Below are 22,536 nucleotides of genomic sequence, written 5' to 3'. Positions count from 1 at the left end.
CAAAATGAAAACTGCCACGCACCCCTCCACGCCGCGGCGCGATTTTTCAGGCGACGCCAGCCTGATCCGCATCGCCGCCCTCGCCGCCGTCATCGGCGCGCTCAGCACGGCCGCCGCGCACGTCCTGCTGGGCATGATCCGCTTCTTCACGGACCTGTTCTTCTATGGGAAATTCTCGTTCGCCGAGCTGTCTCCCGCCGACAATACCCTGGGCCCGTGGGTCATCGGCATCCCCGTGATCGGCGGCCTGATCATCGGCCTGATCGCCCGCTACGGCACCGAGGCAATCCGCGGCCACGGCATTCCCGAAGCCATCGAGGCGATCCTGTTCAAGCGCAGCGCGATGTCGCCGAAGGTGGCCGTGCTGAAACCGGTGTCGTCGGGCATCGCGATCGGCAGCGGCGGCCCGTTCGGCGCGGAAGGGCCGATCATCATGACGGGCGGCGCGATCGGCTCGCTGATCGCCCAGCACTTCCACCTGACGGGCGGCGAGCGCAAATCGCTGCTCGTGGCCGGCGCCGTGGCCGGCATGACCGCCGTGTTCGGCACGCCGGTGGCCGCCGTGCTGATGGCCGTCGAGCTCCTGTTGTTCGAACTGCGTCCGCGCAGCCTGCTGCCGGTGGCGACCGCGTGCGCCGTGGCCGGCTTCCTGCGTCCGCTCGCGATCGGTTCCGGCGCGCTGTTCCCGGTCGCGACGGCTCCCGTCGCACCGATCGCCCTCCTCTCCTGCCTCGCGGCCGGCATCGCATGCGGCGCGCTCGCGTGGCTGATGTCGACGGCGCTGTACCGCGTCGAGGACGGCTTTCACCGCCTGCCGATCCACTGGATGTGGTGGCCGGCGCTGGGCGGTCTCGCCGTCGGCATCGGCGGCTACTTCGAGCCGCGCGCGCTGGGTGTCGGCTATGACGTCATCGGCGATCTGCTGCACAACCACATGGTGGCCAGCGCCATCGTCGGCCTGCTGGCGGTGAAACTGGTGATCTGGCTGATCGCACTCGGTTCCGGCACGTCCGGCGGCGTGCTGGCCCCGCTGCTGATGCTCGGCGCGGGCCTCGGCGCCCTGCTGGGCCCGTACCTGCCGGGCGCCGAACCCGCGCTGTGGCCGCTCGTGTTCATGGCCGCCACGCTGGGCGGCATGATGCGCGCACCCGTGATGGCCGTCGTGTTCGCGTTCGAGCTGACGCACGACGCCAACGCCCTGCTGCCGCTGCTGGCCGCCGCGGCCGGCGCCTACGGTTTCACGGTGCTGACGATGGGCCGCTCGATCCTGACGGAAAAGATCGCCCGCCGCGGCCACCACATCTATCGCGAATACGGTATCGACCCGCTCGAGCGCCACAGCGTGGCCGAGGTGATGAGCTCTGACGTCCACTACATCGATGCCGATGCCACGATCGGCGACGTCCTCGCCACGCAGTTCGGCCCGGGCCAGAAGCACCGCGGCTTTCCCGTCACGCGCGCCGGGCTCGTCGTCGGCATGGTCGAGCGCGACACCTTGAACGGCCACCCGCCGGCGCTGCGCGTCGGCGACCTGTTCGGCGCCAACCCGCCGCTCGTCGCCCTTCCCGGCGAAACCTGCCGCGCCGTGGCCACGCGCCTGGCCGTGCACGGCATCGAGCGCCTGCCGGTCGTCGCGCAGACGGGGCATGCGCAACTGCTGGGCGTCGTCAGCCGCAGCGACCTGATCAAGGCGAGTGCGACCTTGCACGACGAGGAACACGAGCGCCGCACGTTGCGCACCCTGCCGCTGGTGCGCCGTCCTTGAGATAAGGCAAGCAGGGTCCAGCGTGTTGCTGAACAATCATGTACGATAAGCAACGCGCGTTCGCGCGTTGTGTCACCTAGAGAGGATAAGAACATGATCAAAGCACTCAAGCACACCCTGCTCGCCGCCGCCCTCGCCGCAGCCACCGTTGGCGCCCAGGCCGCCGCACCGATGGTCAAGACCCCGGCCCCCGGTTTCTTCCGCGTGATGCTGGGCGACGTCGAAATCACGCCGATCAGCGACGGCACCTTCGACCTGCCGATGGACCAGTTCATGCACCAGAAGCCGGAACTGACGCGCGCAGCCATCACGAAAAACTTCCTGAAGCTGCCCGTTGAGACCTCGGACAACGCCTTCCTGATCAACACCGGCAGCAAGCTGGTGCTGGTCGACACGGGCGCCGGCGCGCTGTTCGGCCCGACCGTCGGCAAGTTCGTCAACAACCTGAAGGCGGCCGGCTACCGGCCGGAGCAGATCGACGAAATCTACATCACGCACATGCACGGCGACCACGTCGGCGGCCTCGTCAACAATGGCCAGCGCGTGTTCCCGAACGCCGTCGTGCGCGCCGGCAAGGCCGATGCCGACTACTGGCTGAGCCAGGCGAACATGGACAAGGCCCCGGCCGACAAGAAGGATTTCTTCAAGGGTGCGATGGCGTCGATCAACCCGTACATCCAGGCGGGCAAGTTCAAGCCCATCGAGAAGGATGGCGAACTGGTCCCGGGCGTCTCCGCCCAGGCCGAGCATGGCCATACGCCCGGCCACACCGTGTACGCGGTCGAAAGCCGTGGCCAGAAGCTCGTGCTGATCGGCGACCTGATCCACCTGGCGTCCGTCCAGTTCGACAATCCGCAGGTGACGATCGCGTTCGACAGCGACGAGAAGGCGGCCGCAACGGCACGCAAGAAAGTGTTCGACGACGCGGCCAGGAACGGCTGGCTCGTGGGCGGGGCGCACCTGCAGTTCCCGGGTCTGGGTCATCTTCAGACGCAGGGCAAGGGGTATCGCTGGGTGCCCGTCAACTACACCCAGATGCGCTGAATGGCGTCGCGCGTGGGCGCGGGGTGCCCACCCTACGATTCCGTCGAGTAGGGTGGGCGGCCCTCCGCCCGCGCGCCACCCGTGGGCACGGGCGAATCGATTCGTGCCAGCAGCGCCGCCAGCTCGTCCATGTCGACGGGCTTCACGAAGTGGTGATCAAAGCCCGCCTCGAACGCCGCGCGGCGGTCCTGTTCCTGGCCATATCCCGTGACGGCCACCAGCACGATGGCCCCCGTCTGTGCATCCGCGCGCAGGCGGCGGGCCAGTTCGTTGCCGTCCATGTCCGGTAAACCGATGTCCAGCAGCGCCACGTCCGGCCGCTGGTGCCGCGCCCGCTCCAGCGCGCGGTGCGAATCGTGTTCGACGTCGACCAGGTAGCCGCACGCTTCCAGCAGCATGCCCAGCGTGGCCGCCGCGTCGACGTTGTCGTCGACCACCAGCACGCGCAGCGGACGCCGCGCACCGTCCACTGTCCCGCCTGCGCCGGCACCGTCAGCGGCCGGCGCCACGCGTGGGGAACCCCCTTCCATCAGCGGCAGCGCCACCTCGAAGGTACTGCCCTGCCCCAGCCCCGGACTCGTGCAGGCGACGGTACCGCCATGCAGCTCGACGAGGTTCTTGACGAGCGCCAGGCCGAGACCCAGCCCGCCCTGCGCGCGGTCGACCGAGCGCTCGCCCTGCGTGAACAGGTCGAACACGTGTCCCGTCAGCTCCGGTTCCATGCCGATGCCTTCGTCGTGCACCGTCAGCAGCAACCGGCCGCGCGCATCGTCGACCGTGGCCGCGACGTCGATGCGGCGGTCTTCCGGCGTGTACTTGGACGCGTTGTTCAGGAGGTTGGCGAGCACCTGCACGAGACGCGGCTTGTCGCCCAGCACCAGGGCATCCGGGTCGCCGATCCCGACGGCAAGGTGCTGGCGGCGCGCCTCGAACATGGGACGCACCTGCTCGATGGCCTCGTCGACGATGGCGCGGACCGCCACGGGCGCGCGCGCGAGCGTGACAAGGCCGCGCGTGACGCGCGAGACGTCGAGCAGGTCGTCCACGAGACTCGTCATGTGGCGCACCTGGCGGCCGATGATGGCGCTGCTCTGGCGCACGCGGGCTTCGTCCAGGCGGCCGATGCGCAGCAGGTCGGCGGCCGCGCTGATCGGCGCCAGCGGATTGCGCAGTTCGTGCGCCAGCATCGCGAGGAATTCATCCTTGCGCCGGTCGGCGGCACGCAGCTTGTCCTCGGCGGCCTTGCGCTCCGTGATGTCGCGGAAGAACGAGACGAGGCCGCCGTCGGGCGTCGGATAGGCGCGTACTTCGCACCAGATCTCGACGCCGTCCGGCGTGCGCTGGCGGTACTCGGCGGTTCCGGCCACGCGGTCGCGCATCACGCGGCGGTACATGCGTCCCGCGTCGCTGTCGATCGCTTCCGGCCACACGTCCCAGTGGTTGCGGCCGATGAACCCGGCCGGATCCATGTGCGCGATGCGCAGCCCGGCGGGATTCATCTGCAGGACGGTCCAGTCGCGGTCGAGCAGCATGAAGCCTTCCGCGATCGTGTCGAGGATCGTGCGGCCGCGGTCGCGTTCCGCGCGCAGGGTGCCCTGCACGCGCGCCAGGTCGACGGCGGCCCGGATGCGCTCGGCCGTGCCGCGGGCCAGCGCCACCTCGGCGTCGGTCCACGGGTGCGGCCGGTCCAGGCCCAGCACGAGGAATGCCTGCAGGCGTCCGCTCTTGCGCAGCGGGACGGCGAGGCAGGCCTGGATGTCCAGTGCGAGATAGGTGCCCTGGCGGGCGGCCGCGCGCGGGTCGGTGCGCACGTCGGCCAGCCGCACGATCTCGCCGGCGCGGCCCGCGTGCGCGAGGCCGGGGCCGAAGGCGTCGATGGAAAACGCGTGCCCGGCCACGCTGGCGAGGTCGGGCCGGTGCCAGTCGCGCGCGACGGCCAGCGTATCGAGCGCCTCGTCGACTTCGCCGTACAGCACGCGCGCCATGCCCAGCTCCAGTCCCAGCAGCGTGCAGCCGGTGCGGATGGCTTCGTCGGCGGACGCCAGCGGGCGCAGCGCGTCGGCCACCGTCAGTTCGAACGCGGCGCGGCGCTCCGCCTGCACGCGGTTCGTCGTCTCGATGACGGTGCAATACAGGCCCGCCACGCGGCCGTGGCCGTCGTGCAGGGGCGAGTACGAGAACGTGAACCAGGTCTGCTCGCGGAAGCCGTGGCGCTCCATCGTGAGCGGCAGGTCTTCGAAATACGCGGATTTATTGGACAGCGCGCGGTCGACGAGCGGCACGAGGTCGGGCCAGATCTCGGCCCAGACATGCTGGAACGGCGCGTCGAACGCGGCGGGGTGCTTGGCGCCGAGGATCGTGGCGTAGGCGTCGTTGTACAGGAAGCGCAGGTCCGCGCCCCAGGCGAGGAACATCGGGAACGCGGAGCTGACCGTCATCGACACGGCGGTCGCCAGTTCGGGCGGCCAGTCTTCCGGCGGCCCGAGCGGCGACGTGCGCCAGTCGTGCTCCTGCAGGAGACGCCGGACTTCGCTCTCTCCGCCGAGACCGGCAGTGGTACGCAGAATGTCAGCCATGGCCGATTCTCGCATACCTGGCGGCGGGGCCCATGCACGATTGCAACTTCGTGTCCGAGCCCACCCGAGGGATTTACAGTTTGATGAAATGCTCGCGGTAGTAGCGCAGCTCTTCGATCGACTCGATGATGTCGGCCAGTGCCGTGTGCTTCTGCGCCTTCTTGAAACCGGACGCCAGCTCCGGCTTCCAGCGGCGGCACAGTTCCTTCAAGGTGGACACGTCCAGGTTGCGGTAGTGGAAGAACGCTTCCAGCTTCGGCATGCCGCGCGCCATGAAGCGGCGGTCCTGGCAGATCGAGTTGCCGCACATCGGCGACTTGTTCGCCGGCACCCACTGCCTCAGGAAGGCGATCAGCTGTTCCTCGGCCTGGGCTTCGTCGATGGTCGACGCCTTGACGCGGTCGATCAGGCCCGAGCGGCCGTGCGTGCCCTTGTTCCAGTTGTCCATCTTGTCCAGCGTCGCATCGCTCTGGTGGACGGCGATCACGGGCCCCTCGGCCAGCACGTTGAGGTTGGCGTCCGTGACGACGGCGGCCACTTCGATGATGCGGTCGTTGTCCGGGTCCAGGCCGGTCATCTCCATGTCGATCCAGACGAGGTTGAATTCGTTCGGACGTTGGGTGGGCACTTCAGTAGTGGTAGCTTGTGACATAATTCTCTCTTTGCTTTAAAAGCTTTTAATCAGTCGGGGTCAGAGCATTAATTTGGCGAGGTCGGAGCGCAACCGTGAAAACCGTGCTCTGACCCCGCTGATCAAAAAAGGTGCTCTGACCCCGAAAAACAGGATTTTCTCACAGGCATAGAATGCTTTCATCCGCGTTTTCGGTTTTGTTCGTCGTCTTTCTCCTGCTCACGCTCGGCCTGCGGTACTGGCTGGCGCGCCGCCACATCCGTCACGTCCTGCGGCACCGCGACCAGGTGCCGGCCGAATTCGCCGCCAGGATTCCCCTGTCCGCCCACCAGAAGGCCGCCGACTACACGGTCGCCAAGACCCGCTTCGGGCTGTGGGCCGCGCTGTGGAACACGCTCGTGCTGACCGGTTTTACCCTGCTGGGCGGCCTGCAGGCGCTGTCGACGGCGCTGCTGCACGCGCTTGGCCCCGGTATGGTGCACCAGATTCTGCTGATCGTCGCGTTCGCCGTCGTCTCCGGTGCGCTCGACCTGCCGTTCTCGTACTACCGCCAGTTCGTGCTGGAAGAGCGCTTCGGCTTCAACAAGATGACGGTCGGGCTGTGGATCGCCGATGCCGTCAAGGGCGGCCTCGTCGGCGCCGTCATCGGCCTGCCGCTGCTGTGGGTCGTCCTCACCCTGATGGACAGGACGGGCGCCCTGTGGTGGCTGTACGCCTGGCTCGTGTGGAGCGGCTTCCAGCTGCTGATGATGGTGTTGTACCCGACCGTCATCGCGCCGATCTTCAACAAATTCACGCCGCTCACGGACGACAAGCTGAAGGACCGCATCGAAGGCCTCATGACGCGCGTCGGCTTCGCGGCCAAGGGCCTGTTCGTGATGGACGGCAGCAAGCGCTCCGCGCACGGCAACGCTTATTTCTCCGGCTTCGGTTCGAATAAACGCATCGTGTTCTTCGACACCCTGCTGTCGCGCCTGGCCCCGGAAGAGATCGAGGCCGTGCTGGCGCACGAGCTGGGTCACTTCAAGCTGAAGCACATCATCAAGCGCATCGGCGTGCTGTTCGCATTGTCGCTCGCGTTCCTCGCCCTGCTCGGCTGGCTCAAGACGCAGGTGTGGTTCTACACGGGCCTGGGCGTGCTGCCGCTGCTGGGCCAGTCGAACGATGCGATGGCCCTGCTGCTGTTCTCCCTCGTGCTGCCCGTGTTCACGTTCCCGTTCTCGCCGCTGACGTCGATCACGTCGCGCAAGCACGAATTCGAGGCGGACGCGTTCGCCGCGAGCCACAGCGATGCGCGCGACCTCGTGTCGGCCCTCGTCAAGATGTACGAGGACAATGCCTCCACGCTGACGCCGGACCCGATCCACTCCGCATTCTACGATTCGCACCCGCCGGCCTCGGTGCGCATCCGTCACCTGCGCCTGGCGGGGGCCGCATGAGCCTGATCGACCGCCACTGCATGCACGGCGCGCCCGCGCTGGACGACGCGACGATCCAGTCCTTGTTGACCGAGGTGCCGGACTGGCGCATCGATGGCAACCGTCTCCAACGCGAATTCGTGTTCCGCGATTTTCATGAGACGATGGAGTTCGTGAACGCCCTCGCCTTCATGATCCACCGCGAAGACCACCACCCGGAACTGACCGTCGGCTACCGCCGCTGCACGGCGTCGTGGACGACGCATTCGGCCGGCAACCGCCTGTCCGACAACGATTTCATTTGCGCGGCCAAAGCGGACGCGCTGTACGCGGGACGGGCCGGCGCATGAGCAAGCATGAATTTACAGGGACGATCGTCGCCGCGCACGGCCGCCATTACCTCGCCGACGTCGACGGCGAATTCCTCCAATGCGTCACGCGTGGCAAGAAGACCAACGTGGCGGTGGGCGACATCGTCCACCTGAAGCGCACGTCGAACGACCAGGCCGTGATCGAAAAGATCGCCGAGCGCACGACCTTGCTGTACCGCTCCGACCAGTACAAGAGCAAGCTGCTGGCGGCGAACATCACGCGCCTGTTCATCGTCATCGCGACGGAACCCAGCTTCGCCGACGACCTCGTGTCGCGCGCCCTCGTCGCCTGCGAGGCGGCCGGCGTGGACGCCCACCTCATCCTGAACAAGGTCGACCTCGAGCCCAACCTCGCCCGCGCGCGCGAACGCGCGAGCCTGTACACGCGCCTCGGCTACCCGCTGCACGAGGTGTCGGCGAAGACGCATCCCGACGACACCGTCGCGGCATTGACGCCGCTGCTGCAGGACCAGTCTTCCATCCTGATCGGCCAGTCGGGCATGGGCAAGTCGTCGATCGTGAACCTGCTCGTGCCGGACGCCGACATCGCCGTGCGCGAAATCTCGGAAGCGCTGGACACCGGCAAGCACACGACGACTTTTACGCGCCTGTACAAGCTGCCGGCCGGCGGCACCCTGATCGACTCCCCGGGCTTCCAGGAATTCGGCCTGTACCACCTGACGGAAGGCATGCTGGAACGGGCGTTCGTCGAGTTCAAGCCCTACCTGGGCGGCTGCAAGTACTACAACTGCCGCCACCTGGCGGAACCGCAGTGCGCGGTGCTGCAGGCGGTCGCGGACGGCAAGATCGCGAAGCTGCGCCACGAGCTGTACGCGCAGCTGCTGCACGAGTCCGCGCAGACGTTGTACTGACAACTTTTCCGCTTGGCTCTAAATGCAATTTCCCGGAAAGCAAGCAAAAACGCTTATAATCCAAGAGATTATCGTATCTCAGGCACAAAAATGGCTGGCACGACTCCCACCAACATCAAGCATTTCCTGCAGTTCTCCGACTTCACCCGCGACGAGTTCGAGTACCTGATCGAGCGCGCGACCGTCATCAAGCGCAAGTTCAAGAACTACGAGATCTACCACCCGCTCGTCGACCGCACGCTGGTCATGGTGTTCGAAAAGAATTCCACGCGCACGCGCCTGTCGTTCGAAGCGGGCATGCACCAACTGGGCGGCGCCGCGATCTACCTGAACACGCGCGACAGCCAGCTGGGCCGCGGCGAGCCCGTCGAAGACGCCGGCCAGGTCATGTCGCGCATGTGCGACATCATCATGGTCCGCACGTTTGGCCAGGACATCATCGAGCGCTTCGCGGCCAACTCGCGCGTGCCGGTCATCAACGGTCTCACGAACGAACACCATCCGTGCCAGGTGCTGGCCGACATCTTCACGTACTACGAGCACCGCGGCTCCATCGTCGGCAAGACGGTCGCGTGGATCGGCGACGCCAACAACATGCTGTATTCCTGGCTGCAGGCGGCGGAAGTGTTCGGCTTCCACCTGAACGTCTCCACGCCGAAGGGCTACGACATCGATCCGCAGCTGGTCTCCACGAAGAACTACACCTTCTTCGAGAACCCGTCCGACGCCTGCGCCGGTGCGCACCTCGTCAACACCGACGTGTGGACGAGCATGGGCTACGAAAAGGAAAACGCCGAGCGCCTGAAGGCATTCGACGGCTTCATCGTCGACGAAGCGAAGATGGCGCGCGCGAGCGGCGACGCGCTGTTCATGCACTGCCTGCCCGCGCACCGCGGCGAGGAAGTATCGGCCGGCGTCATCGACGGTCCGCAATCCGTCGTCTGGGACGAGGCCGAGAACCGCCTGCACGTGCAGAAGGCGCTGATCGAATACCTGCTGCTGGGCCGCATCGAAGATAAATAATCGCACGACCACGACCATTGAGCCTGATCGTCGGCCCGCCGAGGGCCGGCTGACCATCATCCCCCTCCACATCTGACACCACTGGAATCTCCATGAGCGACATTAACAAAGTAGTCCTCGCCTACTCGGGCGGCCTCGATACCTCCGTCATCCTGAAATGGCTGCAGGATAACTACAAGTGCGAAATCGTCACCTTCACCGCCGACCTGGGCCAGGGTGAAGAGCTGGAACCGGCGCGCGCCAAGGCGCTGAAGTTCGGCATCAAGCCGGAAAACATCTACATCGACGACGTGCGCGAAGAATTCGTGCGCGACTTCGTGTTCCCGATGTTCCGCGCCAACACCGTCTACGAAGGCGAATACCTGCTGGGCACGTCGATCGCGCGTCCGCTGATCGCCAAGCGCCTGATCGAGATCGCCAACGAAACCGGCGCCGACGCCGTGTCGCACGGCGCGACCGGCAAGGGCAACGACCAGGTGCGCTTCGAGCTGGGCGCGTACGCGCTGAAGCCGGACGTCAAGATCATCGCCCCGTGGCGCGAGTGGGATCTGCTGTCGCGTGAAAAACTGCTGAAGTATGCGGAAGACGCCGGCATCGAGATCGACATGAAGCACAAGAACGGCGGCGCGCCGTACTCGATGGACGCCAACCTGCTGCACATCTCGTTCGAAGGCCGCCACCTGGAAAACCCGAGCGCGGAAGCCGAGGAATCGATGTGGCGCTGGACCGTGTCGCCGGAAGCGGCACCGGACCAGGCGGAATACCTGGACATCGAATTCCAGAACGGCGACATCGTGGCCCTGAACGGCAAGCAGCTGACCCCGGCCGCCGTGCTGACGGAACTGAACCGCCTGGGCGGCAAGCACGGCATCGGCCGCCTGGACCTGGTGGAGAACCGCTACGTCGGCATGAAGTCGCGCGGCTGCTACGAAACCCCGGGCGGCACGATCATGCTGAAGGCGCACCGCGCCATCGAATCGATCACGCTGGACCGCGAAGTGGCGCACCTGAAGGACGACCTGATGCCGCGCTACGCCTCGCTGATCTATAACGGCTACTGGTGGGCACCGGAACGCGTTGCGCTGCAGACGCTGATCGACCACACGCAAAAGAGCGTGAACGGCTGGGTGCGCGTCAAGCTGTACAAGGGCAACGTGATCGTCGTCGCGCGCGATTCGAAGACGGATTCGCTGTTCGACCAGACCATCGCCACGTTCGACGAAGACGGCGGCGCGTACAACCAGGCGGATGCGGGCGGTTTCATCAAGCTGAACGCGCTGCGCATGCGGATCGCGGCGAACGCGCGCAAGAAACGCGGCCAATAAGTTTTGAAGGTCGCGTAAAAGCCGCCGGTCTGCGAGGGCCGGCGGCTTTTTCATTTACGTACCCTCAAGACCGTCGCCCCTGCGAAGGCAGGGGCCCAATTTGCACGCGTTTCGGCAGCGCGTAAAAATTGGGTCCCTGCCTCCGCGGGGACGACGGCTGGGTAATAAAAAAAGCCGCCCTTCTGCTTGCGCGGAAGGACGGCAAAGGGAGGCGCACCGCTTGACCCCCGCCCCACCCCGCATTGCCCCCACGGCTGCGGCGTACGGCGGAAGCGGCCAGCGCCGGCTAACAACTCAGAAATGGAAGTTGGCGGTCAAGCTCGCCCAGCGCGGCGCGCCCGGCGTGTAGCGGTAGCCGCTCTTGTTGATCGAGGCGACGTATTCCTTGTCGAACAGGTTGTAGACGTTCAGGCGCAGGTCCAGCCAGCGGTTGACCTGGTAGTCCGCGACGGCATCCGCCACCCAGTAGCTGTCCGCGTACGCCGGCGTGCCGACCGCGCCGTCCGTCCCGCGCAGCAGCTTGCCCTGGTAGCGCACGCCGCCGCCGAGCGTCAGGCCGTGCGGCAGTTTATACGTCGTCCAGCTCGTGAAGGCCTGCTTCGGCGTGTACGACAGCGCGTTGGCGCCGCTCGCCGTGACGAGCTTGCCCGCCTCGATGCTCGTGTCCATGTACGTGTAGCCCGCGTTGATCGACCACGCGCGCGTGATCTCGCCCGTCACGGCCAGCTCGACGCCCTGCACGCGTTTTTTACCGGTCTGGTAGTACTTCAGGTCGACGGGATCCTGCTCGACCTCGTTCTTCACGTCCGTGCGGTACAGCGCCGCGTTCAGCCCGAGGCGGCGGTCGAACACTTCCCACTTGGCGCCCAGCTCCGTCGTCGTGCTGACCTGCGGGTCATAGATCGGGTTCGCCGCGCTGTTCGCATTGCCCGAGAGCGCCAGGTTCGAGCCCGGCGGGTTCTTCGAGCTGGCCCACAGCGCGTACACGCTGCTGTTCGCCGTCGGCTTGTACAGCGCGGACACCTTGCCGCTCACGAGGTTGTCCGACAGTTCGATATGCGTCGGCACGGGCGTGCCCACGGGGAGCGCCGGGGCCGACGTGGCCGTCGACAGCGCGATGGCGTCATACGTCGTGTCGAAGTGGTCCAGACGGGCGGACGCGTTGAAGATCCATTGGTCGCCCAGCTTGATCGTATCGAGCAGATAGCCGGATTCCGTCGCGGATTCCCCCCGCGTGCGGGCGCCGCTCGGCTGCAGGTTCAGGCCCGGGATCGGCAGCGCCGGGTCGGGGTGGTACAAATTCGTCGGCGCCAGCGTGCCGCCGCCCACGTAGCTGCGGTTCGACTGCTTCTCGCTCGACAGGTCCAGGCCCGCGACGAGCGTGTGGCGCAAGGTGCCCGTGTCGAAATCGGCCGTCAGCGTCGTCTGGTTGGCGAGCACCGTGTTTTCCTGGTCCTTGACCGTACGGATCGTGCGCGCCAGCGACCACGTGGACGGGTCGGCGGCGCCCGGCGCGATGACGTTCGCGGCCGAACCCGTGAAGGCGCTCAGCAGGTAGAACTGCTTCGTCTTGCCGTAGCGGCTCGTGTTCTTCAGGCGCATGCCATTGCGGAACTCGTGCTCGATGATGGCCGTCGCCATGTCGGCCGTCACCTTGTCGTAGTCGGACAGCGCGCCGTAGAAATTCTGCGGATCGACGGGCGCGGCGCCGGTGAGGAAAGGCCGCGTCGCGTCCGGGCTCCGGTAGCCGGGCAGGCCGATCGTCGGCACGCCGCCGTCCGGGCGGTTGTCCTGTTTCACGTGCAGGTAGTCGAGGTAGACGTGGGTCGGACCGTGCAGGCCGAACGCGAGCGACGGCGCGATGGCCCAGCGCTTGTCGCGCACTTCGTCGCGTGCCGGATTGCCGGCGCGCTGGTCGAGGACGTTCAGGCGGAACGCGATGCCGGACTCGCGGTCGATGACGCGGTTGATGTCGGCGGTGCCGCGCACGCGGTCGGCGCTGCCCACCGTGAGGCTGACGTCGCCGGTGTTCTTCAGCGTCGGCTGCTTCGTGTTCAGGTTGATGGAACCGGTGGGGGCGCCACGGCCCGTGTCGGTGCCGGCCGGGCCTTTCAGCACGTCGATCTGCTCGATGTTGAAGACGTCGCGCGAGATCGACCCGATATCGCGGATGCCGTCGACGAACAGGCTGCCGGACGTATCGAAGCCGCGCATGTAGACCGCGTCGCCCGTGTTCGTGCTGCCGTTCTCGCCGAGGAAGAACGTGCCCACGCCGGGCGTGTTGCGCAACGCCTCCGTCAGCGTGGTCGCGCCCTGCTGCTCGAACAGGTCCTTCTTGATGACGATGACGGTCTGCGGGGTGTCCACCAGCTTTTCCGTGTACTTGGCCGATTGTGCATGCTCGGCCTTGTAGTCGTTCTCGCGCGCCCCGTTGACGTGGACGCGGTGCGGGCGGCCGGCGCCGGCGTCCGCATCGGCGGCGGCGTCGAGATCGGGCGCCGCGTGGCCGGCGAGCGGCAGCACGAGCATGGCGAGCGCGGCGCCCGCGCGGCGCGGCGTGGAAGGAGACAGATGCTTACGGCTGGTGATCGAGGTTCTCATCGTGGTCGTTGAATGTTGTTTTTGAATGTTTGTCGGAACGCCACGAACTGTATCAAGTTTCAACGCATAAGTAAACGCGAATCATTCTCATTTGCGTTAACAATACAGGTTTCACTCTTTTCAGCCGGACGCCGGCGCGCTACCATCGCGTCTTCGTTTTCCGCCTACGAAGCGCGCATGAGCGACACCCGCGAGAACCCCTGCCTGTCGTGCGGCGCCTGCTGCATGACCTACCGCGTCTCTTTCTACTGGGCCGACGCGGACGCGCGCGGCCTGCCGCCCGCGCTCACGGAACAGGTGAACGCGCATTTCTCGTGCATGGCCGGTACGAATGCGAAAGCGCCCCGGTGCGCCGCCCTGCGGGGCGAGCCCGGCGGCAGGTACGCGTGCAGCGTGTACGAACAGCGGCCCGAGCCCTGCCGCGAAGTCCAGATCGGCGACGCCAAATGCCTGCAGGCACGCGCGCGCCACGCCCTGTCCGCCCTGGCCTGAACGGGCAATCCCCGGATTGGTGCACGCAGAGCCCCTTGCCTCCGGGCGGAAATGTTACATTCACCATGTCTTCACGCCATTTGGAGCGCGCATGTTTCACAACTTGAGCATCAGGAACAAACTGGTCGCCGGCTTCGGCGCGATCGTCGCGATCATCCTGAGCCTGCTCATCCTCGCCTATGACAATTTCGCACGGCTGTCCGATGCCAATCTGTGGAACCGCCACACCCTCGAGGTGCTGCGCGAACTCGACACCATCGCGACGTCGGTGCTGCAGATCCAGTCGTCCACACGCGGCTACCTGTTGACGGGCAACGAGAACCTGGTGACGCCGATCCGCAACGAATACGCGACGGCGCGCGCGCACGTGAAGCGCGCGCAGGCGATCACCACCGACAACGCCCAGCAGCAGGACCGCCTGCGCCGCCTGGACAAGCTGCTCGTCACGTGGATGGACCAGGTGGTCACCCCGCAGATCGAACGGCGCCGGACCACCGGCGCGGCCGTGACGGCGCAGACCGAGGCCGGGGTACTGGCCGGCACGGGTTCCGTGGCCAGCGTGCGCGAGGTGCTGGACGACGTCGAAGCCGAGGAAAACCGCCTGCTGGTCCAGCGCCAGAAGGACACCGACGAACTACGCCAGACCATGAAGACGCTGCTGACCGGGGGCGCCGTCATCTGCGTGGTGCTGGCGGTCCTCATTTCGACGCTGCTCGTGCGCGCCGTCTCGCGGCCGCTGCACAGCCTGATGAGTGCTGCCGGCCAGATCGCCGGCGGCGTGCACGGCGCCCGCGCCGAGGTGCTGTCGCGCGACGACCTGGGCCAGGTAGCACTGGAATTCAACCGCATGGCCCAGGCCATCGAAGACAGCCAGGCGAAAGAACTGGCGGCGACGAACGAACTGCGCGCCAAGGTCGACATGCTGCTGGACGTCGTCTCGCGCGCCGCCCGCGGCGACCTGACCGGCACCGTCACGATCGCCGGCAGCGACGCGATCGGCCGCCTGGGCGAAGGCCTGGGCACGATGCTGGGCAGCCTGCGCACCCTGGTCAGCAACGTGCAGCGCGCGGGCATCCAGGTGACCACGTCGGCCACGCAGATCGCCGCGTCCGCGCGCCAGCAGGAGGCGACCGGGATCGAGCAGGCGCAGACGAGCGTCGAGGTGCTGTCGACCACGCGCGAGATCTCGGCCAACACGTCGCAGCTGCTGCGCACGATGGAAGAAGCGGGCGAAGTCGCCGATTACACGACGGCCGCCACCGCGGAGGCGCAGGACAACCTGAAGCGCATGGACCAGTCGATGCAGCAGATGGTCGCGGCCACCGACGCCATCACCGCCAAGCTCGCGACCCTGTCGGAAAAGGCCAGCAACATCAACAGCGTGCTGACCACGATCACCAAGGTCGCGGACCAGACCAACATCCTGTCGCTGAACGCCGCGATCGAGGCCGAGAAGGCCGGCGAGGCGGGCCGCGGCTTCGCTGTCGTCGCCGCCGAGATCCGGCGCCTGGCCGACCAGACGTCCGTGTCCACGTGGGACATCGAGCAGATGCTGAAGGAGATGCTGTCCGCCGTGTCGGCCAGCGTCATGGGCATGGACAAGTTTACCGAGGACATCCGCCGCAGCGTGGGCGAGGCGCGCCACGTGGCCGAGCAGCTGTCCGGCATGACGGAGCAGGTGCGCAAGCTGGCGCCCCGCTTCGACCTCGTGCTGCAGGGGATGCAGTCGCAGGCCGTGGGCGCGTCGCAGATCACGGCGACGATGACGCAGCTGTCCGACGCCAGCCAGCAGACCGTCGACTCGCTGAAAGCCACGAGCGAGGCCGTGCACCAGCTGCAGTACGCCGCCACCGACCTGCAGCAGTCCGTCGCCACGTTCTCGGTGAATACCGCATGAAGGCGATGGTGTTCCACATCGGCCGCGAACGCTACGCCTTGCCGCTGGCGAGCGTGCTGCGCGTGCTGCCGGCGGCGCGCCTGAAGGCGCTGCCGGGCGCGCCGCATTTCGTGCCCGGCCTGCTGGACCTGCACGGCGCGGCGATCCCCGTGATCGACCTCTCGCGCCTGGCCGGCACGCCGCCGGACGCCGTGCGCTACGACACCCGCATCCTGCTCGTCGAGATCATTGCTGCCGGGCGCCGGCGCCGCCTGGGTTTGAAGGCCGAGCGCGTGATCGGCGTGGCGGCCCTCGACGGCGAACTGGCCGACGCGGGCGTCGCGAGCGCGCCGTGGCTCGGCCAGGTCGCGCCCGGCGCCGACGGCATGCTGCAGCTGCTCGCCCCGGACCGCCTGCTCGCGCCCGAGGTCGAGGCCCTGCTGTTCGGAGCAGGCACGTGAATCTCACGCTGCGCCTGCGCGCCGCCACGGGTCTCGACCTGGGCGTCGCCGCGGTCGAACGGGCCGTGCGCGAGCGCATGCGCGCCACGGGTGCCGGCATCGACTACGATCCGCAGCCGGGCACGCCCGAATTCGACGCGCTCGTCGACCTCGTCGTCGTGCCGGAGTCCTGGATCCTGCGCGACCCCGCCGTGTTCGAGACCGCGCTGCGCTTCGTGCAGACGCGCCTCCTGACGCGGCCCGGGCGGCAGGTCCGCGTGCTGTCGCTGCCCTGCGCCGGCGGCGAGGAACCGTATTCGCTCGCGATGCTGCTGGCGCACGCCGGCATCGAACCCGAACACTGCCGCATCGACGCGTTCGACCTGTCGCGCGCCGCGATCGCCCGCGCCCGCGCCGGCAGGTACACCCGCAACGCGTTCCGCGGCGACGACCAGGGCCTGCGCGCGCGCTTCTTCACGGAGGACGGCGACGAGCACGTGATCGGCGCGGCGCCGCGCGCCTACGTCGCGTTCGTCCAGGCGAACCTGTTCGACGTCGACCCGGCCGTCACGGGCACCTACGACCTCGTGTTCTGCCGCAACCTGCTGATCTACTTCGACCTGGCCACGCAGCAGCGGGCGGCCGCGCGCCTCGCCGCGCTGCTGGCCGACGACGGCCTGCTGCTGGCCGGTTATGCCGAAGCGCCCGCGCTGTGCCGCGCCGGCTTCGCGCCGCGCACGCCGCACGACACGTTCGCGTTGCGCAAGCATGGCCGGCGCGCGGCCGACGTCCTGCGCGCGCCGCCCGCCCCGCCGCGCGCCCGGCACCGCGTCCGTCCGCGCCCCCGCGCGACCTGCTGGCCGAAGCGAAGGCCCACGCCGACGCCGGCCGGCTGGCGCATGCGGAAGACGCGTGCCGCGCGCTGCTCGCCGTGCGCGCGGACGATGCCGAAGCGTGGTTCCTGCTCGGACTCACGGCCGAATGCACGGGCCGGCCGCAGGGTGCGCAAGACTGCTGGCGGCGCTGCGTCTACCTCGATCCCGACCATTACGAAGCGTTGTGCGGGCTGGCGCTGCTCGCCGAACAGCGCGGCGACCTCGCCCAGGGTGGGAGCCTGCGCGCGCGCGCGCGCGCGTGCATGCGCGGCGCGGGAGGCAGCACGCATGAAGCACCTGCCGGTCCGCACGTGGGACGAGGTGGCCTGCTGGCGCGGCATCGGCGTCGCGGGCGACCGCAGCTGCCCCGAGCTGGCAACCCATGTCCATTGCCGCAACTGCCCCGTGTACGCGGGCGCCGCCCAGCACAACCTGCAGCGTCCCGTCGCCGCCGACTACCGCGATGCCTGGGCGCGCGAGCTGGCCCGTCCCGAACCGCCGCCGGCGCGCACGGACGCCGCCGCGCTGGCATTCCGCGTCGGCCGCGAGTGGCTGGCCGTGGCCATGGCCCTCGCCGTCGAAGTCGCCCCGCCGGCGCCGGCGCACCGCCTGCCGCACCGCGGCCGCGGCGCCCTGCTCGGCATCGTCAACGTCGGCGGCCGCCTGCTGCCGGCCGTGTCGCTCGCGCGCCTGCTGAACGTGGACACGGACGACGTCCCGCCGCCGCCGGGCCGCCACGCGTTCGCGCGCCTGCTCGTGCTGGCCCTCGGCCCCCACCGCTACGCGCTGCCGGTCGACGAAGTCCACGGCGTGATGCGCCACGCGCAGGACGCCATGCGCCCGCCCGCCGCCAACGTGGGCCGCGCGCCGCCCGGCCTCGTCGCCGGCGTGTTCGCCGCCGGCGCCATCGAAGCGGGCCTGCTCGACACGGCGCGTTTGCGCGCCGAGCTGGAGGCACAGCTGCGATGAGCACGAAGGACGAGACCATGAGTGAAGACCTGAGCGGCTACTCGATGCTGGACCTGTTCCGCATGGAGACGCGCGAGCAGATGCGCGTGCTGACGGAAGGCCTGCTGCTGCTCGAACAGGGCGCGGTCGACACGGCCCGGCTGGAATCGATGATGCGCGCGGCGCATTCGGTCAAGGGCGCGGCCGCCATCGTCGGCCTGGAGCCGGCCGTGCGCCTCGCGCATGCGCTGGAAGACGTGCTGGTCGCGGCGCAGGAAGGCAAGGTCCAGCTCGACGCGAGCGGCGTGGACGTGCTGCTGGGCGCCGTCGACGTGCTGCAGCAGCTGGCGGAAGCCGATGGCGCCAACGCCCCGCGCGGCAACCGTATCGCGGCCACGGTCGCGGCCCTGGGCGCCCTGCACGGCCAGGGCAAGGCGGCACCCGCCGCCCCGCCGCCGCCACCGGTACCCACGCCAGTGGCCCCGCCCTCCCCGCAAGCGGGCAGCGACGAGCTGCTCACGCTGGCCGGCCAGGCACGCCTGCACGCGGGCCAGCTGCGGCCGTGGATCGCCGGGCTGCAGCGCTACAAGCGCCACCAGCGCGCCGTCTACGAGGCGCTGGGCGAACTGCAGGACGCGATCCGCGCGACGGGCGACGCGCGCCTGGCCGAACTGGCGCAGCGCGTGGCCGACCGCGCCGCGCCGCTGCGCGACACCCTGCACCGCACGATCGAGGGCGCCGAGCACTACGAACGGCAGGCGCTGACCGTCTCCACGCGCCTCGCCGACGAGGTACTGGCGCTGCGCATGTGTCCTTTCGCGGAAGGCGTGCACGCGCTGCCGCGCATGGTGCGCGACCTGGCGCGGGGCCTCGGCAAGGACGTGCGCGTGGAGATCGCGGGCGCGGACACGCTCGTCGACCGCGCCGTGCTGGCGCGCATGGAAGGACCGCTGCACCAGCTGCTGCGCAACGCGGTCGACCACGGCATGGAGCTGCCGGCGGAGCGCACCGCCGCCGGCAAGCCCGCCCACGGGACGATCCGCCTGGACGCGCGCCACCGCGGCGGCAGGCTGGCGCGGGCCGGCGCGGACGACGGCCGCGGCGTCGATCCGGAGCGCATCCGCGCGGCCGCCATGCGCCGCCAGGTGGCGGCGCCCGCGTTCGCGGCCGAGCTGTCCCAGGCGGAGCTGATGGAATTCCTGTTCCTGCCCGGCTTTTCGCTGAAGGAGAGCGCGAATGAACTGTCCGGGCGCGGCGTGGGCCTGGACGTCGTGCGCGACGCCGTGCAAGGCCTGAACGGCACCGTGCGCGCGGAATCGGCGCCGGGCGCGGGCTTTACCACCGTGATCACCTTGCCGCTCACGCAATCGATCGTGCGCGCCCTCGTCGTCGACGTCGCCGGCGAGGCTTACGCGCTGCCCATCGCGCGCATCGAAGGCGTGCGCCGTGTGCCGGCCGGCGCCGTGCGTACCCTGCACGGCCGCCAGTACGTCGACGCGCCGGACGGCAGCGGGCAGCTGGGCCTCGTCGCCGCCAGCCAGTTGCTGGAGCTGGGCGAAGCCGTGGCGGGAGCCGACCTCGTGCTGGTCGCGATCGGGACGGGGCGCGAGCGCTACGGCCTCGTCGTGGATGCAGTGCGCGGGGAACAGAGCCTGACCGTGCAGCCGCTCGAGCCGACGTTCGGCAAGCTGCGCGACATCGCGGCCGCCGCCCTGCTCGACGACGGCACGCCGGTGCTGATCCTCGACGTGCCCGACGTGCTGCACTCGATCGCGCGCCTGCTGGACGACGGCGCCGCGCTGCGCCTGGGAATCGCCGCGGAAGAGTCCCCGGCCGGCCGCGCCCGAAGGGTGCTCGTGGTGGACGATTCGCTCACGGTGCGCGAGATGCAGCGCAAGCTGCTGGCCGCGCGCGGCTACCACGTGGACGTGGCGCTGGATGGCCTGGACGGCTGGAACCAGTTGCGCGGGACCGACTACGACCTCGTGATCACGGACATCGACATGCCGCGCCTGGACGGCATCGGCCTCACGGAACGCATCCGGCGCGACCCGCGCCTGGCGCGCCTGCCGGTGATGATCGTGTCGTACAAGGACCGTCCAGAAGATCGCGCGCGCGGCCTGGAGGCCGGTGCCGATTATTACCTGGCCAAGGGCGCGTTCCACGACGCCACGTTGCTGGATGCCGTGCGCGACCTGGTCGGCGGCGCCCACGGAGACAGGACGCCATGAGGATAGGCATCGCCAACGACAGTGCCACCGCTTCCGAAGCGCTGCGCCGCGCGCTGGCGATCGGCGGCGAGCACCAGGTCGCGTGGGTGGCGCGCACGGGCGCCGACGCCGTGCGCCTGTGCCGCGACCTGCCGCCCGACCTCGTGCTGATGGACCTCGCCATGCCGGTGCTGGATGGCGTCGAGGCCACCCGCCGCATCATGCGCGAGGCGCCGTGCGCGATTCTCGTCGTCACGGCCGCGCCCCAGGACAACGTGGGCCAGGTGTTCCGCGCGCTGGGCGCCGGCGCCCTGGACGTGACGGCGACGCCCGTGCTGCTCGGCCGCCCCGGCGGCGAGGCGGCCCTGCTCGCGAAGATCCGCACCATGGCGAAGCTGATCGCGGGGGCGCCGGTGCCCATCGGCAGCGCGCCCGCCCCGGCGCCGGCCGCGCCCTCCGGTTCACCGGTGGCGCGCCTGGTCGCCATCGGCGCCTCCACCGGCGGGCCGATCGCGCTGGCGCGGCTGCTGGCACGGTGGCACCCGCCGGCGGACACGGCCGTCGTCGTCGTGCAGCACATCGATCCCGCCTTCGCCGGCCAGCTGGCGCGCTGGCTGGGCGAGCAGGCCGGCGTGCCCGTGCGCGCCATCGCGGGCGGCGAGCCGGTCGAAGGCGGCATCGCGCAGGTGGCGGCCAGCGACGACCACCTGCGCCTCACGCCCGAACGCCGCCTCGTCTACGATGCCCATCCGCGCGACGAGGTCTACCGGCCATCGGTCGACGTGTTCTTCCACTCGGTGGCGCGGTACTGGAGCCGGAACGCCACCGGCGTCCTGCTCACGGGCATGGGTCGCGACGGCGCCGCGGGCCTGCTCGCCATGCGCCAGGCCGGCCAGGCGACGATCGCGCAGGACGAAGCCAGCTGCGCCGTGTATGGCATGCCGCGCGCGGCGGCCGAACTGGGCGCCGCGGAGAAAATTTTGCCGCTCAACAATATCCCTACCGCATTAGGGCAAAATGATGACCGACATTCATTTCAGTCCCGCCAACGATTCCCGATGTCCGCAGTCAGCCACTTCCAGGGCCGCGAACGAGACGACGCCGACTACAAGGTGCGCGTCCTGCTCGTCGACGACCAACTCATCATGATCGAAGCCGTCCGCCGCATGCTGGCGCGCCACGACGACATCGAATTCCGGTTCGTCACCGACGCGCGCGCGGCGCATGCGGCCGCGCTGCGGCACCGGCCGACCGTGATCTTGCAGGACCTCGTCATGCAGGGCGCCGACGGCTTCCAGCTGATCCAGGCGTACCAGGAGGACGAGGCGCTGCGCGACATTCCCGTGGTCGTGCTGTCCACGCGCGACGAAGCGAAGCTGAAGGCGCACGCGTTTGCCATCGGCGCGCACGACTACCTCGTCAAGCTGCCCGACGAGCTGGAACTGGTGGCCCGCATCCGCCACCATTCCGCCGGCTACATCAGCGGCCTGCAGCGCGACGCCGCCTACCGGTCCCTGAGCGCGAGCCAGGAGAACCTGGCACGCGTCAACGAGGAACTGCGCCGCCTGGCCGCGCTGGACGGCCTCACGGGCATCGCCAACCGCCGCCGTTTCGACGAAGCCGTCCACGTCGAATGGCAGCGCGGACGGCGCCAGCAATTGCCGCTGGCGCTGCTGCTGTGCGACGTCGATCATTTCAAGCTGTACAACGACCACCTGGGCCATCCGGCCGGCGACCTGTGCCTCAAGAAGGTGGCCGCCGTGCTGACCGGCCAGTTGAAGCGCCCCGCCGACCTGGCGGCGCGCTATGGCGGCGAGGAATTCGCGCTGCTGCTGCCGGACACCGACGTCGCCGGCGCCCTGCGCGTGGGCGAGGCATGCCGCGCGGGACTCCAACAGTTGGCGCTGCCGCATCCGGGGGCGCCGTGCGGGTATGTCACGATGTCGATGGGCGTGGCCTGCATCGTGCCGGGCGAGGCCGACGGCCCGGACGACTTCATCGCGCGGGCCGATGCCGCGCTGTACGACGCCAAGCGCAGCGGCCGCAACCGGGTGTCCGCGGCCGGGTGA

Annotated in this window: 16 protein-coding genes; 13 read left to right on the top strand and 3 right to left on the bottom strand. The window is 68.8% G+C overall.

What is annotated here, in order from left to right:
• Positions 1 to 4: 4 nt before the first annotated feature.
• Complete coding sequence (locus ACEN98_RS24205) at positions 5 to 1,765, top strand: chloride channel protein (protein ID WP_413387459.1); 1,761 nt, start codon at positions 5 to 7, stop codon at positions 1,763 to 1,765.
• Between the two features lie 93 nt (positions 1,766 to 1,858).
• A complete protein-coding gene (locus tag ACEN98_RS24200; protein ID WP_413387458.1) occupies positions 1,859 to 2,809 on the top strand; it encodes an MBL fold metallo-hydrolase in 951 nt (316 codons plus the stop codon).
• A gap of 32 nt (positions 2,810 to 2,841) precedes the next feature.
• Here ACEN98_RS24200 and ACEN98_RS24195 read toward each other — a convergent pair whose 3' ends face one another.
• Positions 2,842 to 5,385 carry an ATP-binding protein gene (locus ACEN98_RS24195; RefSeq protein WP_413387457.1) on the bottom strand — a complete coding sequence of 848 codons (2,544 nt, stop codon included), beginning with the start codon at positions 5,383 to 5,385 and terminating at the stop codon, positions 2,842 to 2,844.
• Between the two features lie 73 nt (positions 5,386 to 5,458).
• Complete coding sequence (gene orn, locus ACEN98_RS24190; protein WP_413387456.1) at positions 5,459 to 6,037, bottom strand: oligoribonuclease; 579 nt, start codon at positions 6,035 to 6,037, stop codon at positions 5,459 to 5,461.
• A gap of 152 nt (positions 6,038 to 6,189) precedes the next feature.
• On the opposite strand from orn, the gene ACEN98_RS24185 reads away from it, so the two are divergent.
• The 5 genes from ACEN98_RS24185 to ACEN98_RS24165 all read left to right on the top strand — a co-directional run bounded on the left by ACEN98_RS24185 (position 6,190) and on the right by ACEN98_RS24165 (position 11,025).
• Entirely contained in the window at positions 6,190 to 7,455 is a 1,266-nt protein-coding gene (locus ACEN98_RS24185; RefSeq protein ID WP_413387455.1) for a M48 family metallopeptidase, read from the top strand.
• Positions 7,452 to 7,784 (top strand): 4a-hydroxytetrahydrobiopterin dehydratase, encoded by a 333-nt coding sequence (locus ACEN98_RS24180; protein WP_413387454.1) that lies wholly within the window; start codon positions 7,452 to 7,454, stop codon positions 7,782 to 7,784. Before ACEN98_RS24185 ends, ACEN98_RS24180 begins: the two co-directional genes overlap by 4 nt.
• Positions 7,781 to 8,677 carry a ribosome small subunit-dependent GTPase A gene (gene rsgA, locus ACEN98_RS24175; RefSeq protein WP_413387453.1) on the top strand — a complete coding sequence of 299 codons (897 nt, stop codon included), beginning with the start codon at positions 7,781 to 7,783 and terminating at the stop codon, positions 8,675 to 8,677. The genes ACEN98_RS24180 and rsgA overlap by 4 nt, the downstream gene beginning before the upstream one ends.
• Before the next feature lie 90 nt (positions 8,678 to 8,767).
• Positions 8,768 to 9,700, top strand: a complete 933-nt coding sequence (argF, locus tag ACEN98_RS24170; RefSeq protein ID WP_413342953.1) for an ornithine carbamoyltransferase — start codon at positions 8,768 to 8,770, stop codon at positions 9,698 to 9,700.
• 92 nt (positions 9,701 to 9,792) lie between these two features.
• Positions 9,793 to 11,025, top strand: a complete 1,233-nt coding sequence (locus ACEN98_RS24165) for an argininosuccinate synthase (protein WP_413387452.1) — start codon at positions 9,793 to 9,795, stop codon at positions 11,023 to 11,025.
• A 294-nt stretch (positions 11,026 to 11,319) separates the two neighbouring features.
• Here ACEN98_RS24165 and ACEN98_RS24160 read toward each other — a convergent pair whose 3' ends face one another.
• Positions 11,320 to 13,626, bottom strand: coding sequence for a catecholate siderophore receptor Fiu (locus ACEN98_RS24160; protein ID WP_413387451.1), 2,307 nt, complete (start codon positions 13,624 to 13,626; stop codon positions 11,320 to 11,322).
• Positions 13,627 to 13,803: 177 nt separating this feature from the next.
• Here ACEN98_RS24160 and ACEN98_RS24155 point away from each other — a divergent pair, with 177 nt between their 5' ends.
• The 6 genes from ACEN98_RS24155 to cheB all read left to right on the top strand — a co-directional run bounded on the left by ACEN98_RS24155 (position 13,804) and on the right by cheB (position 22,536).
• A complete protein-coding gene (locus ACEN98_RS24155) occupies positions 13,804 to 14,118 on the top strand; it encodes a YkgJ family cysteine cluster protein (RefSeq protein ID WP_413387449.1) in 315 nt (104 codons plus the stop codon).
• Positions 14,119 to 14,209: 91 nt separating this feature from the next.
• The gene (locus tag ACEN98_RS24150; RefSeq protein ID WP_413387448.1) at positions 14,210 to 16,015 is read left to right on the top strand and encodes a methyl-accepting chemotaxis protein; all 1,806 of its coding nucleotides are present in this window, start codon (positions 14,210 to 14,212) and stop codon (positions 16,013 to 16,015) included.
• The gene (locus ACEN98_RS24145; protein WP_413387446.1) at positions 16,012 to 16,455 is read left to right on the top strand and encodes a chemotaxis protein CheW; all 444 of its coding nucleotides are present in this window, start codon (positions 16,012 to 16,014) and stop codon (positions 16,453 to 16,455) included. Before ACEN98_RS24150 ends, ACEN98_RS24145 begins: the two co-directional genes overlap by 4 nt.
• A complete protein-coding gene (locus tag ACEN98_RS24140) occupies positions 16,452 to 18,278 on the top strand; it encodes a CheR family methyltransferase (protein WP_413387445.1) in 1,827 nt (608 codons plus the stop codon). Before ACEN98_RS24145 ends, ACEN98_RS24140 begins: the two co-directional genes overlap by 4 nt.
• 17 nt (positions 18,279 to 18,295) lie before the next feature.
• Positions 18,296 to 20,488 carry a hybrid sensor histidine kinase/response regulator gene (locus ACEN98_RS24135; protein ID WP_413387444.1) on the top strand — a complete coding sequence of 731 codons (2,193 nt, stop codon included), beginning with the start codon at positions 18,296 to 18,298 and terminating at the stop codon, positions 20,486 to 20,488.
• Positions 20,485 to 22,536 (top strand): chemotaxis-specific protein-glutamate methyltransferase CheB, encoded by a 2,052-nt coding sequence (gene cheB, locus ACEN98_RS24130; protein WP_413387443.1) that lies wholly within the window; start codon positions 20,485 to 20,487, stop codon positions 22,534 to 22,536. The genes ACEN98_RS24135 and cheB overlap by 4 nt, the downstream gene beginning before the upstream one ends.

The organism is Massilia sp. CT11-137 (assembly GCF_047302885.1).
GTDB lineage: Bacteria > Pseudomonadota > Gammaproteobacteria > Burkholderiales > Burkholderiaceae_D > Telluria > Telluria orientalis.
The sequence above is the reverse complement of the archived record's forward strand: the minus strand, read 5'-3'. Positions and strand labels throughout refer to the sequence as shown.